Annotated in this window: 12 protein-coding genes; 6 read left to right on the top strand and 6 right to left on the bottom strand. The window is 67.9% G+C overall.

The window, feature by feature from the left end; genetic code table 11:
- Positions 1-26: 26 nt before the first annotated feature.
- Positions 27-1,163, bottom strand: coding sequence for a citrate synthase (gene citZ / locus ACSC1Y_RS07175; protein WP_435334059.1), 1,137 nt, complete (start codon positions 1,161-1,163; stop codon positions 27-29).
- 263 nt (positions 1,164-1,426) lie between these two features.
- Between citZ and ACSC1Y_RS07170 the strand changes: the two genes are divergently transcribed.
- The gene (locus tag ACSC1Y_RS07170; RefSeq protein WP_435334057.1) at positions 1,427-2,647 is read left to right on the top strand and encodes a potassium channel family protein; all 1,221 of its coding nucleotides are present in this window, start codon (positions 1,427-1,429) and stop codon (positions 2,645-2,647) included.
- Between the two features lie 28 nt (positions 2,648-2,675).
- Here ACSC1Y_RS07170 and ACSC1Y_RS07165 read toward each other — a convergent pair whose 3' ends face one another.
- Together ACSC1Y_RS07165 and ACSC1Y_RS07160 are read right to left on the bottom strand one after the other, a co-directional pair.
- Complete coding sequence (locus ACSC1Y_RS07165; RefSeq protein WP_435334055.1) at positions 2,676-3,644, bottom strand: DUF7536 family protein; 969 nt, start codon at positions 3,642-3,644, stop codon at positions 2,676-2,678.
- Positions 3,645-3,711: 67 nt separating this feature from the next.
- Positions 3,712-5,073, bottom strand: coding sequence for an MFS transporter (locus ACSC1Y_RS07160; protein ID WP_435334053.1), 1,362 nt, complete (start codon positions 5,071-5,073; stop codon positions 3,712-3,714).
- Between the two features lie 163 nt (positions 5,074-5,236).
- Here ACSC1Y_RS07160 and ACSC1Y_RS07155 point away from each other — a divergent pair, with 163 nt between their 5' ends.
- From ACSC1Y_RS07155 to ACSC1Y_RS07140, 4 genes are all read left to right on the top strand, one after another.
- Positions 5,237-6,376 (top strand): hypothetical protein, encoded by a 1,140-nt coding sequence (locus tag ACSC1Y_RS07155; protein ID WP_435334052.1) that lies wholly within the window; start codon positions 5,237-5,239, stop codon positions 6,374-6,376.
- Between the two features lie 66 nt (positions 6,377-6,442).
- A complete protein-coding gene (locus ACSC1Y_RS07150; RefSeq protein WP_435334051.1) occupies positions 6,443-7,399 on the top strand; it encodes a succinylglutamate desuccinylase/aspartoacylase family protein in 957 nt (318 codons plus the stop codon).
- Positions 7,400-7,401: 2 nt separating this feature from the next.
- Positions 7,402-8,520 carry a pyridoxal-phosphate dependent enzyme gene (locus ACSC1Y_RS07145; RefSeq protein WP_435334050.1) on the top strand — a complete coding sequence of 373 codons (1,119 nt, stop codon included), beginning with the start codon at positions 7,402-7,404 and terminating at the stop codon, positions 8,518-8,520.
- An 11-nt stretch (positions 8,521-8,531) separates the two neighbouring features.
- A complete protein-coding gene (locus tag ACSC1Y_RS07140) occupies positions 8,532-9,056 on the top strand; it encodes an NUDIX domain-containing protein (RefSeq protein WP_435334048.1) in 525 nt (174 codons plus the stop codon).
- Positions 9,057-9,096: 40 nt separating this feature from the next.
- Here ACSC1Y_RS07140 and ACSC1Y_RS07135 read toward each other — a convergent pair whose 3' ends face one another.
- Positions 9,097-10,365 carry a TiaS agmantine-binding domain-containing protein gene (locus tag ACSC1Y_RS07135; protein ID WP_435334047.1) on the bottom strand — a complete coding sequence of 423 codons (1,269 nt, stop codon included), beginning with the start codon at positions 10,363-10,365 and terminating at the stop codon, positions 9,097-9,099.
- Positions 10,366-10,910: 545 nt separating this feature from the next.
- On the opposite strand from ACSC1Y_RS07135, the gene ACSC1Y_RS07130 reads away from it, so the two are divergent.
- A complete protein-coding gene (locus tag ACSC1Y_RS07130; RefSeq protein WP_435334046.1) occupies positions 10,911-11,912 on the top strand; it encodes a transcriptional regulator in 1,002 nt (333 codons plus the stop codon).
- Positions 11,913-11,944: 32 nt separating this feature from the next.
- On the opposite strand, the gene ACSC1Y_RS07125 is transcribed toward ACSC1Y_RS07130, so the two are convergent.
- Together ACSC1Y_RS07125 and ACSC1Y_RS07120 are read right to left on the bottom strand one after the other, a co-directional pair.
- Positions 11,945-13,597, bottom strand: a complete 1,653-nt coding sequence (locus tag ACSC1Y_RS07125) for a histidine kinase N-terminal 7TM domain-containing protein (protein WP_435334045.1) — start codon at positions 13,595-13,597, stop codon at positions 11,945-11,947.
- A gap of 201 nt (positions 13,598-13,798) precedes the next feature.
- Positions 13,799-14,059, bottom strand: coding sequence for a glutathione S-transferase N-terminal domain-containing protein (locus ACSC1Y_RS07120; protein WP_435334043.1), 261 nt, complete (start codon positions 14,057-14,059; stop codon positions 13,799-13,801).
- Positions 14,060-14,163 lie beyond the last annotated feature (104 nt).

Below are 14,163 nucleotides of genomic sequence, written 5' to 3'. Positions count from 1 at the left end.
CCTCCTCGCGGAGAGGAGCGGGCTCCTTACCGCTGGTCGACGGGGACGAACTCGGCGTCGGTGGGGCCGGTGTACCGAGCACGCGGCCGGATGAGCCGGTTGTCGTCGTACTGCTCCAGAACGTGTGCGACCCAGCCACCGACACGGCTCATCACGAAGATGGGCGTGTAGATGTCGATGGGGATGCCCATCTGGTAGTAGGTCGAGGCGGAGTAGAAGTCGACGTTCGGGGCGAGACCCTTCTCCTCGCCGAGGAACTCCTCGATGGCGACCGAGTACTCGTGCCACTGGGTCGTGCCGGCGGCCTCGCCGAGTTCCTCGGACTTCTCAGAAAGGATCTTCGCGCGGGGGTCCTTGACGTTGTAGACGCGGTGGCCGAAGCCGGGCACGCGCTCGCCCGAATCGAGTCGGTCCTGCACCCACTCGACGGGGTCCTTGCCGGACTCCTCGAGTTCGAGGAGCGCCTCCATGACGTCCTGATTCGCGCCACCGTGCAGGCTACCGGAGAGGGCGCCGATGCCGCCGGGGATTGCCGAGTGGAGGTCGGCCAGCGTCGAGGAGATGACCATCGTGGTGAACGTCGAGGCGTTCAGACCGTGGTCGGCGTGGAGGACGAGCGCCATATCGAAGGTCTCTGCCAGCACGTCGTCGGGCTCCTCGCCGTTGAGCATGTAGAGGAAGTTCGCGGCGTGGCTCAGGTCGTCGCGCGGTTCGACGACGTCGTCGCCGTCGCGGAGACGGACGTACGCGGCGAGGATGGTCGGGATCTTCGCCGTGATGCGGCGACCCTTGCGGAGGTTCGCGTCCTCGTCTGTCGGCTCGGCTCCTGTGTCGGGGTCGTACGCCGAAAGCTGCGAGACGGTCGTCCGGAGCGCGGCCATCGGGTTCTCGTCCTGCTCTGCGAGCTCGCGGACCGTCGCCATGATTCCCTCGTCGACGTGGCGCTCTTCGGCCATCGTCGCGGTGAACTCGTCGAGTTCGGACCGATTGGGGAGGTTCCCGTGCCAGAGGAGGTACAGGACCTCCTCGTAGCTGGCGTCGCGGGCGAGGTCCTCGATGGCGTACCCGCGGTAGATGAGACGTCCTTCGTCACCGTCGATGAAGCTCAGTTCGGATTCGGCAACCAGAACGCCCTCCAGCCCTTTCTTGAGGTCATCAGACATACTCTGGGGGTTCACAACCTGCACCGAAAAACATTGTCGTTTACGACGTTTCCTGCGAAACGCTGTTTCCGGCGGCTACGGGGGTTCTCCCCCGGAAAATAGAAGCTGGTTGTCATGCGCAACCACGACGCATCACCCCGGCGACACGGTGATGCCGGCCGACGTCCTCCCTACACGACATGATACAGTGGTTGTTGAGCATGGAACCACCCGGTCGGTCGCCCCGGGCAACGCTTTTCTCGCGGCCCGGCCAACGCTGGGCCATGGACGACGCCGGTGACGTGGAGTACGAGCCCGTGAGCGTCAAGGAGGTGCTCTCGGAGATGAAAGACACCGCCGAGCTGATGATAGATCTCTCCTACTCGGCCGTGTTGCTGGGCAGTGCGGAGGTGGCGGAGGAGGTGCTCGAACTCGAAGACCGTATGGACGTCTTCCAGATGCGCGCGCGGATGAGCCTCATGATGGCCGCCCGCTCGCCGGAGGACGCCGAGGAGCTCGCACCCGTACTGGGTGTCGTCGGCGCGACCGAGAAGATAAGCGACGCGACCGGCGACATCGCGAAGGTCGTCCTCGAAGAGATTGGCCTGCCGGACGCCCTCAGAGCGGCCCTTCCGGAAGCCGTCGAGACGGTCCTCAGGGCGACAGTCGCGGGCGATTCTCGCGTCGCCGGCGAGAGTCTGGGCGACCTCAACCTGGAGACCGAGACGGGCATCCGCATCATCGCCATCCGGCGCGGTGGCGACTGGTTGCTCAGCCCCGACCAGAACACCGTCCTCGAAACTGGCGACGTGGTCCTGATGCGTGGCTCCGAGGAGAACGTCGCGGCCGTCTACGAGACCGTCACCGGTGACGAGTTCGTCGCCCCCGAACCCGTCGAACCGGGCATCGACGACCTCGAACGGGCGGTCGACTCCATCGTGCTGATGAAGAACATGAGCGAGCTCGCGGTCGACCTCGCCTACGGCTCGGTCCTCTACGGCAGCGACGCGCTGGCCGAGGAGGTCGCCGAACTCGAGGCCGAGGTCGACGCGCTCGAGTCACGCTTCGAGGCGTGGGTGCTGCAGGCGGCGAGTCGGGTCGACGACCCGGTCGCCCTCCGCGGGCTGATGCACCTCGCCGAAGCGACGGAGGTCATCTCCGACGCCGCACTCGAGATAGCCGAGGGCGTCCTCCGCGGGATGGGTACCCACCCGGTCGTCGCGGAGGCCGTCTTCGAGTCCGAAGAGGTCATCGTCCGCCTCCGTGTCGCTCCCGACAGCCAGCTCGCGGGCACCACGCTCGGCGAGCAGATGGTCAAGACCGAGACGGGCATGCGCGTCATCGGGGTACGGCACACTCACGAGGCAGGTGCCGAGTGGGAGATATCGCCCGGCCCGAACACGAAGCTCCACGCCGGCGACGTCTTCATCGCGAAGGGGACGCGGGCCGGCGCGACCCGACTCGCCGAACTGGCGGGAGACGAATCGCTCGACGACCTGGAGTAGGGCCGCCACTCGGTTCGGAGTAGGGCCGCTACTCGCTCTGTAGGATGGTCTCTTCTCGTTCGCCCGGGTCCCAGCCAGCCGGTTCGGGCGAGGTGCGACACGCGTAACCGAGCGAGAGCCACGCGAGACCGAGCGGGACGACGACGAACGCGCCGACCGAAGTGGCGAACTCGACGACGATGATCGAACCGAGACCGACGAGCGCGAGCCCTGCGAATCCCGATGCAGCCGACCCCGCACGACCGAGTTCGGGGCTGGCCGTCACGGCCAGGACAACAGAGCCGACCGCGAGGACCGTGATGGCGGCGACGGCCGGAGTCAGCGTTATCTCCGACACGGTCCCCAGGATTGGACCCGGGTCGAGCACTGCAGCTACGTGTGTCGCGAGCGCACCGAGCATCGCGACGACGGCCCCGAACCGCGCTTCGCCGCCCGATACCCGCTTCACGCGGGTATAGACCGCCCAGGAACCCGGAAGGAGGAGGAGCGAGGTGGCCGAGAGCCAGAGATGAATCCCTTCGGCAGGCGACCCTGAATCGCCGAGGGCAGCGGCCGTGACGGCGAGCCCGATGCCTACCCACGCCAATCCACCCAGCGCCCCGACCGTCCCGCCGCGGCGAACCCATCTCGGGGGTGAGGCGAGCAGTCGGAAGGCGGTTCGAACCGTCAGAATCGTCGCGACGAACAGCGCCGTCGAGACGAAGACGACGAACGCCAGCACGACGAACAGGACCGGAGACTCGGTCCGCGGGCGGACGCCGGCCTGCAGGCTCGGCAGCACGACGAAGAAGACGAACAGCGAGAACGCGAGCACGAGCCCCGCCGCCGCGCCGAACCGGGCGTTCCGGCGGACCCCGAGCGCGTCGAAGAAGCGGAGCGTCGGCGGCCGGTCCGGGCGGTCGTCGGAGCGGTCGGCGTCGGAGACGCCGGCCTCGGTGACCTCACCGTGGGAGACGTCGGTGACTTCACCGTCGGAGACGTCGGTGTTCTCGCTCACGGGCGAGGGTTGGGAGGAGAGAGACAAATTCGCGTCGGTATCCGAGTGGCCGACGGCCCCTCCGTGCTCAGGCGTACGCCTCGAACTCCTCGCCCCTCGCGAGGAAGTACGCCGTCCCGACGAGCCCGACGACCGTCGCCAGCGAGAAGGCGAGCTGTGGCCCGGTGAGCGTCGTTCCGGCGAGTGTGAGGCCGGCACTCCCGTAGAGCACACCGCCGACGGCGGCGCTCGGAATCGTCACGCCGTTGCGGACGAGGTAGTAGGAGCCCGTGACCCGACCGCCAGCGCCTCGCCGGGCTGGGCCGACGATGAGCGCCTTGTGCGCCGGGAGACCGGCGAACCGGAGCCCGGAGAAGGCCCAGATGGCTCCGACGACGACCGCCTCGGAGAACCGTAACCCTGCCACCGAGACCCCTCCGTCTGGCGCGTTGACCAGCATGACCGGGAAGACCGCGTAGACGAAGAAACCGAGGCCGACGACGGGGACGAGGCCGACGCGGCGGGCGGCCTTCGCGACGGGGACCATCGTCAGCAGGGCCACCGCCATCTCGATGGCCACGAAGACACCGAACAGGGCCGCCGGCGGGAGGTAGATGCCGAGAACTGTGGCGTCGGTCTCGAGGTAGCGCGTGATGACGAGGACGGCGAAGCCGTAGACCATCCCGTTGGCGAACCGGACGAGCGTGTCACCGACGAGCAGGGGGCGGAGGGGCGACGGGAGCGAGGTGAGGTCGTCCCGCACCTGCGAGAGACCCGCGAACTGTTCTCCGAAGGAATCGCCCTCGGCGTCGTAGAGCCGGTACTGTGCCACGGTCGCGAGGAGGGCGACGAGGACTGCGACGGCGAGTACGTAGCGGAAGCCGAGGTCGAAACCGTACCTGGCGACCAGTCCCGCGGCGATGAGCGGCCCGACGAGGAACGCCACCCGACGGAAGGTTTCCGTGCTGGCGAAGCCGGTCGCGAGCTCCTCGTCCGGGACCGACTGCTTGACGATGGCGAACGTCGCGCCCAGGCCGAACGACTTCCAGGCCTGCGCGAGCAGCAACCCGACGAACAGCCAGGCCCACGCCGGGACGGGGCCCACCGACAGGCCCGGCGCGACCAGCCAGACGGCGAAACCGAGCGCCGAGGCGAGGCCGAAGGCCGTCAGGGCGGTCCGGGAACCGATGCGGTCCGAGATGGCTCCACCGGGGTACGGATAGACCGCCGAGATGAGGTTGCCGAAGCTCCCGTACAGACCGACGACGACGGAGGCACCGCCGAGTGCGACGATGTACTCCGCCATGTAGCGCCCCGTCATCTGGAAACCAAGGCTGAACGCGAACATCGCGACGGAGAGGACGAACACGTCGCGCTCCAGCGCGAAGAACTGGCGGAAGTAGGTGAGCGCGCCGGGTGGCTCGCCTGCCGTTACCTCGCGGTCTGTCACGCGAGGGAGTGCGGGTGACAGCTGGAAAACTGGTTCGGTCGCAGGCCCCTGCGAGAACAGATCGCATCTGGAGGCCTCGGGAGGCGAACGAATGGGTGGCGTCCTGCTCCGGTCGCCGGAGCCGTCGGATTTTTAGGATATCGTGACAATCTACCGCACTAACATGAAGCGACGGGGATTGCTGAGTGCGGTGGGGGTACTGACGGCGGGAGCCGGGTGCCTCCGGTTGAGTGAGGCGGGCAGCGGACCGACGACACCGGACGGCGACGAGAGTGACCAGGGAGCCGCCGACCCGCGGAGCGAGACCGCTACTGGAACGGCGACGGGGACCGAACCACCTGCGGATGCTCCGCCCGGTCTCCAGGGCGACACCGTGAAACCGTTCCTCGCGGACGCACACCAGAACGCGCTCTCTCGGACAACGTTCACGACGACGTTCCGCGGCGTGAACCTGACGCGGGGAGAGACGATGGAGGCGTTCGAGGTGACGGTCGGTGAAGAGGGGGCTCTCCAGCAGACTATCGACGGCTCCGGCGTCGGGATGTTCCTCACGCACGACGGAGCGTACTGGCGACAGGAGGTCGGGGGTGAGCCGACCTACGGAAAGGACCGGCGGCGACTGGACCTCGAGGAGCTCAGCCGGGCGCGCCGGCTCCGGAACATGATTCTCGCGGGCGACTGGGATGCGCCCGAACTGAACGACGACGGCCAATCGTGGAGCATCTCCGCAGAGGGGGTCGACACGCCGGCCGCGCTGAAGGAGGAGTACGAGGCGGCCGAGGTAACCTCGTTCTCGGGGGAGGGCGTCGTCCAGGAATCGGGCGTCGTCTCCCGGTTCACCGTCGAGTTCGAGTTCGTCCACGAGGAGGAGGACAGACTCATGCTCTGGACGGTCGACCTCCGGACCACCGACGTCGGATCGACCGACACGGCGAAACCCGAGTGGCTCGAGACGGCCGTCGAACGAGCCCCACAGGTCACCGCACGCATCACCGACGATGGACGGTTCGTCGAGATGGAGCACGGGGGTGGCAACGCCATCCTCCCGGAGACGGACGTCGTCCTCTACGAACGCCGCACCGGTGACGGTGGTGACGGCCGCGGAAACTGGGGCTACCGCCAGCTCGACCGTCGCATCGAGGCCGGCACGACGATGTATCTCTGGATGGACGGCGACCGGTTCCGCTGGCAGGAAGACAGCAAGCCGGCCGACGTGAACGCAGTACCACTCGACGGTCTGTACGGCTTCTGGATGCACCGCAACGGCGCGGAGTACTTCGGGAACATCGAGTTACCGCGGTAAGGATCGGTGGCTCCCCCCGATTTCGAGACCGAACACATAAAGGGGGACCGACCATTCTCTACGCCAATGACTACCCTGGGAACCGCGAGCGCGGCCCCTGGCGAGGTCGACACGGGCCGACTCACCGTGGGAGAGACCCGCGACGGCAGCCCGGTCGGTCTCCCCGTCGCCGTGGTGAACGGCGAGCGGGACGGCCCGGTCCTCTACGTGCAGGCGGTGAGCGACGGCAACGAGCTGAACGGCGTCGGCGTCATCCGGGAGGCGTTCCCCCAGATAGACCCGACCGAACTCGCCGGCGAGATACGGTTCGTCGGCATCGTCAACTACCACGGCTTCCAGATAGACTCACACCGGAACCCCATCGACGACACGAAGCTCAACCGGACGTACCCGGGCGACCCGGACGGGACGTCCTCCGAACGACTCGCGGCCGCGACGTTCGACATCGCCCGCGACGCCGACTTCATCCTGGACCTCCACCAGGGGTCGGATAGTCGCATGATACACGAATCGCGGGTCCGCTGTGGCCGTCGACACCGCCTCCACAAGGAGTGCCTCGAACTGGCGAAGGTGTTCGGCGCGGGCCACATCCTCGACCAGAAGGGTCCCGACGGCCAGCTGGCGCGGGCCGGCCCGGACGAGGGAATCCCGACCATCGACCCCGAGCTCGGTGGGACCGTCGGATTCGACCACGAGAGCATCCAAATCGGCGTCGAAGGGCTGTTCAACGTCCTCCGGTACTACGACTTCCTCGACGAGGCGGCCACCGTGGAACCCCAGACCCGCGCGAAGGGATTCGACCAGTACGGCTCGCCGGCCGGTGGCCTCGTCCAGTTCACCCACGACATCGGCGAGCGAGTCGACCGCGGCGACACCATCTTCCGTATCACCGACTCGTTCGGGCAGCTGAAGGCCGAGGTGACCGCCGACTCCGACGGTATTTTCTGGCGAACTCGACGGCTCCCACAGGTCGCGACCGGCGAGTACGTCTGCTCGGTCGGTACCAACCTCGACACCTACTGACGATGACGATACCATACCTCTACTGTCCCGAATGCGGAACCGAGTACGACGCCGGCCCTGACGAGCCGTGGCGCTGTCCCGAGGACGGCCACGCGCTCGACCTGCAGACCCCGCCGCTCCCCGACGGCGATCCGCTCCCGATAAGCAAGCTCGACACCCGGCGCGGTCTCTGGACGTTCCACGAGTTCCTCCCGGTCGACCAGCGCGTCACCCTGGGCGAGGGCTTCACCCCGCTCGTCGACGCGCCGGACTGGGACGCCCAGTTCAAGCTGGAGTACGTCTCGCCCACCGGCTCGTTCAAGGACCGCGGCGCGACGACCACGCTCTCGCGGGCGGCCGGCCTCGGCGTCGAGAAGGTCATCGAGGACTCCTCGGGGAACGCCGGCTCTGCCATCGCGACCTACGCGGCCCGTGCCGGTATCGAGGCCGACGTCTACGTCCCCGCGAGCGTCAAGCAGTCGAAGCTGATGGCCATCCAGCGCTCGGGCGCCCGTCCGGTCCGCGTCGAGGGCTCGCGCGAGGACGTCACCCGCGCCGCCATCGAGGCGGTCGAAGCTGGCGAGGGCTGGTACGCCAGCCACGCCTGGAACCCCGCGTTCTACGCCGGAACGATGACGTTCGCCATCGAACTCGCGGCCCAGCGCGACTGGACCGCCCCCGACGCCGTCGTCACGCCGGTCGGCCACGGCACGCTTCTGCTGGGAGCCTACCGCGGCTTCGACCTGCTCCACCGCGCCGGCATCATCGACTCGATGCCACGGCTGCTCGGCGCGCAGGCCGCCGGTTACTCGCCGCTCGCGGCACGGTTCCACGGCGAGCCGGACGCCGAGGACGTCGCCGACGACGTCCCCAACGAGATGGCAGACGGCATCCAGATACGCGAACCCGCCCGTCAGGGCCAGCTGCTCGACGCGCTCCGCTCGACCGACGGCGACTGCATCGCCCTCGGCGAGAACATCGTCGAGAACACGCTCGACGCCCTGCACCGCCGCGGCTTCTACGTCGAGCCGACCTGCGCCGTCGCGCCAGCCGCGCTCACGAAGTACCGCGAGATGGGCGTCGTGGGCGAGGACGACGACGTGGTCGTTCCGCTGACGGGGAGCGGGCTCACCTCGCTCTGAGTTCGAGTTCGATGACCACCTATCCTGCCAGTTTCTGTCCCGATTGTGGGAGCGAGCTAACCGAGCGCCGGTTCGACGGCCGAGAGCGGCGGTTCTGCGACTCGTGCGAGCAGATCGTCTGGCACAACCCGGTCCCGTGTGCCGGCGTGGCCGTGGTCTCCGACGACGGCGTCCTGCTCACCCAGCGCGACGTCGAGCCCGGCATCGGCGAGTGGGCGGTGCCCGGCGGCCACATGGAGGTCGAGGAGTCGCCGGAGGCGGCAGCAGCGCGCGAGCTGGAAGAGGAGACCGGCGTGCGGGTCGACCCGGCGGCGCTGGCGCTGCTCGATACGTTCGCGGAGACGCCGTTCCCGGGCAAGACCGTCGTCTCCATCGGGTTCGCGGTCCGCGCCGAGGAGACGAGCGGAGAGCCGGTCGCGGGGAACGAGGTGCAACAGGTCGGCCGGTTCACGCCCGACTCCTTCGCCGCGAGTGGCGAGACGATGCACGTGAACCACGACCGGCGGTTCGAGGCGGCGTGGGAACTGCTCGGGTAGTCTCGTGACTCCTGCTCCGGACAGCTAGCACTCGGGACAGCTACCGCTCCGGATGTACCGTCGCGTCGAACCCGCCCCTGACGAGCGGTTTCGCGACGTGTCGCCGGGCACACGGCGGCACCTCGTACCAGCCGAGTTCGAGGTCGCGTTCGACCTCGGTTTCGACCTTCCCCGAGGAGTTCGTCCCGCAGTCTCGACAGCGGTACCCCTGGTTCCGGCCGGCTGACTTCATCGTCCGGCCACAGTCGGGACAGGTGGGTGTCACCAGTTCCGTCGTCTGGAGCTCGCGGACGGCGAACTTCTCCAGCTTGAGCGTCCCGTCGCCGACCTCGCCGCTGACCGTGAGACGGTCGCCTACCCGGAGGGCGCGGACGCGGTCGCGGAAGCGCTTCGTCGGCTCGAAGGCGGCGCACTGGATGGCGGATTCACCCGATTCGAGCTCGAAGAAGACGTGGCCGCCGCGCTTCGTCTCGGGTTCGGTAGCGACGACGCCGTCGACCCGGTACGCCCGGTCGTCTTCCAGCGACCCCAGTTCGCCGGGGGCGAGGTGGGCGTCGGTCCCCTGATTCGTGACGAACAGGGCGTCGTCGTGGACCGGTTCGGCGTCGATGCTGGCGGCGAGCTGGCGGCAAGCGTCGGGGTCGTCCCCACGGATACCGAACAGGATGGGACAGGGCGTGTGGGGAACGCAGACGGCCTCGCCCTCGGCCCTGTCCACGGTGTCCCACGTCTCGGGGTAGCACTCGTCCGCGGCCGCGAACAGCGAGTCGTAGTCGATCTCGCGCTCGGTGCCCCACGCCTCGGGCTCGCGGTAGGAGATGTGTTCGTAGGTCCAGTCGTCGAAGGCGGCCCAGGCACCGACCGCGGCGAGCGCCCCGACGAGGCCCTGTGCGTTCTTCCAGCCGGCCGTGGCGTATCCCGCGGCGTCGGCGAGTTCCGCCGCCCGCTCGACGGGGATGATGTCGCGGAGGGCGTTCCGCGCGAACGAGGCCACCTCGTCGGGGACGGACTCGGGTGCGCCCGGCGCGACCACGAGCCCAGGGTTCGTCCGTGGGTCGTCGACCTCGGCAGCGGCGTCGAGCTCCTCTCGAGCGACCCGCGCGGCCGATTCCAGACCCGCCGTCGTGTGGATGGCGAGCGCGGCGTTCCCGCGCGTCTTGAACTCGACTGCGGGGTTGAGCCGCACGAGGAGGATGCGCCTGACGGTCGCACCCGATTCGCGGAGCCGGTCCGCGACCCGGTTCGCGACGTACGTCGTACACATCCCGCGGGTGCGGGAGTCTGTGTCGTCGAGGCCGATGACGGTCATCGGGTAGAGAGAGCGCGGCGACGACTTAGGGGGTTTCGACTCGCGGCACCCGACGATAGGTCACGAGAGCGAGAGCCCGACGAGCACCAGCGCGCCGCCGAACCCGCCGCAGACGACCGAGATTTCGAGCGCGTAGGCCGAGGTGGCGGCAGCTGCACCGTCGACGTCCCCGTCGTGCAGTTTCGCAACGGGGACTCCTCGTCGCGAAGCAGGTCCCGGTAGGCTTCGACCGCCAGTCCCGCCAGCAACACCGCGGCGAAGAGCGTAGACGGGTGAGGGACGCCCGTGAGAAGGACGACGAGGGCGGCGAGGACGAGGACTCCGAGCACGGCGTACTCGAGCCTGTCGGCGGTGTCGAGGACCGCACCGTCACCGGCACCGACTTCCGTCATACAGTTCGACAGGGCGGCCACCAGCGACGTGAAGGTTCGGGCGAGGTGGTTCGACCGGGGCGTAATCTGTCGGCTCACCCGCCGAAATCGCCCGACTCGACCCGTCTCTCTTCGACACAACACATATATGCGAGGAATCGCTAATTCCCCCGTATGTCACGGGATGCACTGGTCGGAAACCTCACTGCGATGCTCCGAGACGCGGGCTTTCTGGTGAGTGACCGGTGTGCGATTCGTCCCAAGAGCTTCGACGTGGCGGCCCGCCGCGGCGAGGAGCTGCTGCTCGTGAAGGTGCTGTCGAACGTCGACGCGTTCGACGCCGCGACCGGAGCGGAGATGCGCCGCCTCGGACTCTATCTCGACGCCACACCGCTGGTCATCGGCCTGCGAAGCAGGAACGAGGACCTGAAACCGGACGTGGTCTACTTCCGTCACGGCGTCCCCGTCCTCTCGCCCGACACGGCGATGGACCTGTTCATCGAGGGCGTCCCGCCGCTCATCTACGCGGCACCGGGCGGCCTGTACGTCACCCTCGACGGCGACCTGCTCGCCGACGAACGCGAACGGAACGACATGAGCCTCGGGCAACTCGCCTCGGAACTCGGCGTCTCTCGCCGGACGGTCTCGAAGTACGAAGACGGCATGAACGCCTCCGTCGAGGTGGCGATGCGCCTGCAGGAGCTGTTCGACGCGCCGTTGACCTCACCGGTCGATGTGCTCGACGGGGCCGAGGAGGTCCGGGAGGCCGAGCCGACGCCGGAGGACCCCGAAGCCGACCCCGACGACGAGCCCATCGTCACCGTGATGACCCGCGTCGGCTTCGAGGTCCACCCGACGCTTCGCTCGCCGTTCAAGACCGTCAGCGAGGACAGCGAGGCCGACGAGGGGCCGGTCGACGAGTTCGAGGTCCGCGAGGACACCATCCTCACCGGCCACTCCGCGTTCACGAAGACGGCCGAGAAGCGCGCCCGAATCATGGCTTCCATCGGGAACGTCACCCGGACGCGTTCGGTCTACTTCGTCGACCGTTCGAAGCGCGAATCGGTCGACGGCACGGCCATCATCGAGCGCGAGGAGGTCGAACAGCTCCGCGACGCCGACGAACTACGGGACCTCATCCGCGAGCGGACCGAGGTCGAAGAAGAGCCAGCCTGATTCTCTGACACCGCTGTCGGCAGCCGGTCGATTCAGTCAGCACGCGGAAACGACATCGATACCCGATTCCCGCCGGTCTCTCGCTCGAATCGGACGTCACCGCCGGACGAGGTGACCAGCCAGTTCACCAGCCACAGCCCCAGTCCGTCGCCGTGTTCGAGCGCGGTCTCACCTCCGTCCGCGAGGACGGATCGTTCGCTCTCCGGTATCGGCGGGCCGCTGTCGGTGACGCTGACCGTCACGTCATCGGCATCGACCGCGACCGTCACGGAGACCGACGGGTCCTGGCCCGGGTCGTGCTGATGTGCGTTCGTGAGGAGTTCGTCGATAGCTTCGCGAACCGACGGGTGGGCGAAGGCGGTTGCGCTGTCCGGCCCGGTGACGGAGACGTCGATGGACGGCTGCTCGTCGCGGAAGGCCGCGACCGACTCGCGGACGGTCACCGCGAGGTCGACGGATTCGGGTCCGTGACCGGCACTGTCCAGTGCGTCGCTGACGTGTCGAGCACGGTCGCTCAGCGAGACGAGGTTCTCCACCGCCTCCGTCACCTGGTCGGTCCCCGGGCCGTCCATCGCCGAGGTGTGGCCGAGGACCAGGGTCGCCTCCTGTCTGACGTTGTGCCGGAGCACCCGGTTGAGAACGTCGAGGCGCTGCTCGCGGAGGATGCGCTGGGTCACGTCGTGTAGCGAGACGACGTGTCCGACGAGGGTACCGTCGCGCCGGTGGACGTGCGAGATGGACGCCGAGTAGTGACGACGACCCTCACCCGCATCGAGTACCGCGTCGACGCTCGTCGTTCCGGTGGAATCGGTCAGCGCGTCCGCGACGACGGGCAGGACGGACTCGACCGACTCGCCGTACACCGAGCTCCCGTTCTCGACGATGGCGGCGGCCGGTTCGTTGTACTCGACGACGCGTTCGTCGGCGTCGAGGACGATGATGCCGCCGGTGAACGCCGAGACGATGGCCTCCTCGGTGACCGACCGGGTGACGGGGAGGCTGTCGAACAGCTGCCGGTCGAAGAGGACGAATCCGACCGCGAGACTCGAGACGGCGAACGAGTACGGCGTCGGGTCGACCTGGAGGACGACGGGTTCGAAGATGCTGAACAGGTTGGCGAATACGGGCACGGTGACGGCGACCAGCAACGCGACGGCTCGTCGTCGGTAGACCGTCGAGGTAAGCAACAGCCCGACGAGCAGACCCATCCCGATCAGCGTCTCGACGTAGAGGTACGACAGGTGGGCCCAGAACAGGGGGCCGAACGCGTACTCGACGCTCGCGACCGGTGGTGGTGGTGAGAACGAGACGATGGTGTAGTAAGCGCCGCCGGGGTTCCACAGGTAGAGCACGTAGTCGAGTGCCCCGAGTCCAGCGAGGAACCCGACGAACCGCCTCGTGAGGACCGATTCGCGCCCCGTGTAGTCGAGCGTGAACACCAGCCAGGCGGGCGACGTGACGACCACCCCGAGCCACATCACGCGGTCGAACAGCAGGTAGGCGGATTCGGTCGTCGCCGGTATCTTGAGCGCGTAGCCGACGGTCCAGAGCAGGACACCGACGGTGAGGACGAGGAACGGTTCGACGGCCGGTTCGTGTCGGCGGAACCAGCCGAACAGGAGTATCGAGGAGAGGATCGTCGCCACGACGACGAGCGAGGCGAAATAGGGGGTGACTCCAGCCATGGTACTCGTGGATATCGGTGACACCCCCGGCACGGTGAGAGGGCGAGTCAGCTGGCCGTCCTAGCGCGTTGACCGGTCCGGGAGGGTCGGTTCGAGAAGGAGTAACACAGCTCCTGCAATCAAGCTACTGGCCGGAACGGCGGTCTACCGTGGAGTGTCGACGGTTTGCAGTCCGAACGGCCACCGTGCTCGACGAACGTGTCAGTCGCTCGAACCGTCGCCGTAGGTCTTCTCCAGGTAGGCGACGATGTCGTCCGATTCAGGCATCCCGTCGATGCCGTGTTCCGTGTCGACGAGGACGGGGACACCGGTCTGGCCGCTCACCTCCTTCACCTCGGTCCGCTCACCGTGCGAGCGGGGGACCTCGTGTTCGACGTAGTCGAGGTCGAGGTCGGCGAGCTTCGACTTCACCTTCGCGCAGAACGGGCAGCCGGGCAGCGAGTACAGTTCGAGGTTCGTCATACGCGTCGGTATGTCTGGGGTGTTAAAGAGCGACCCGGTCCTGTGTACCGCGCACGCCAGACCACGGGGAAGACGCCGAGTCCGGTCGGACGCCAATCTCGAGA

The organism is Haloarchaeobius lipolyticus (assembly GCF_051208015.1).
Lineage (GTDB): Archaea > Halobacteriota > Halobacteria > Halobacteriales > Natrialbaceae > Haloarchaeobius.
Note: the sequence above shows the minus strand (reverse complement) of the source record. Positions and strands in the feature narration are given on the sequence as shown.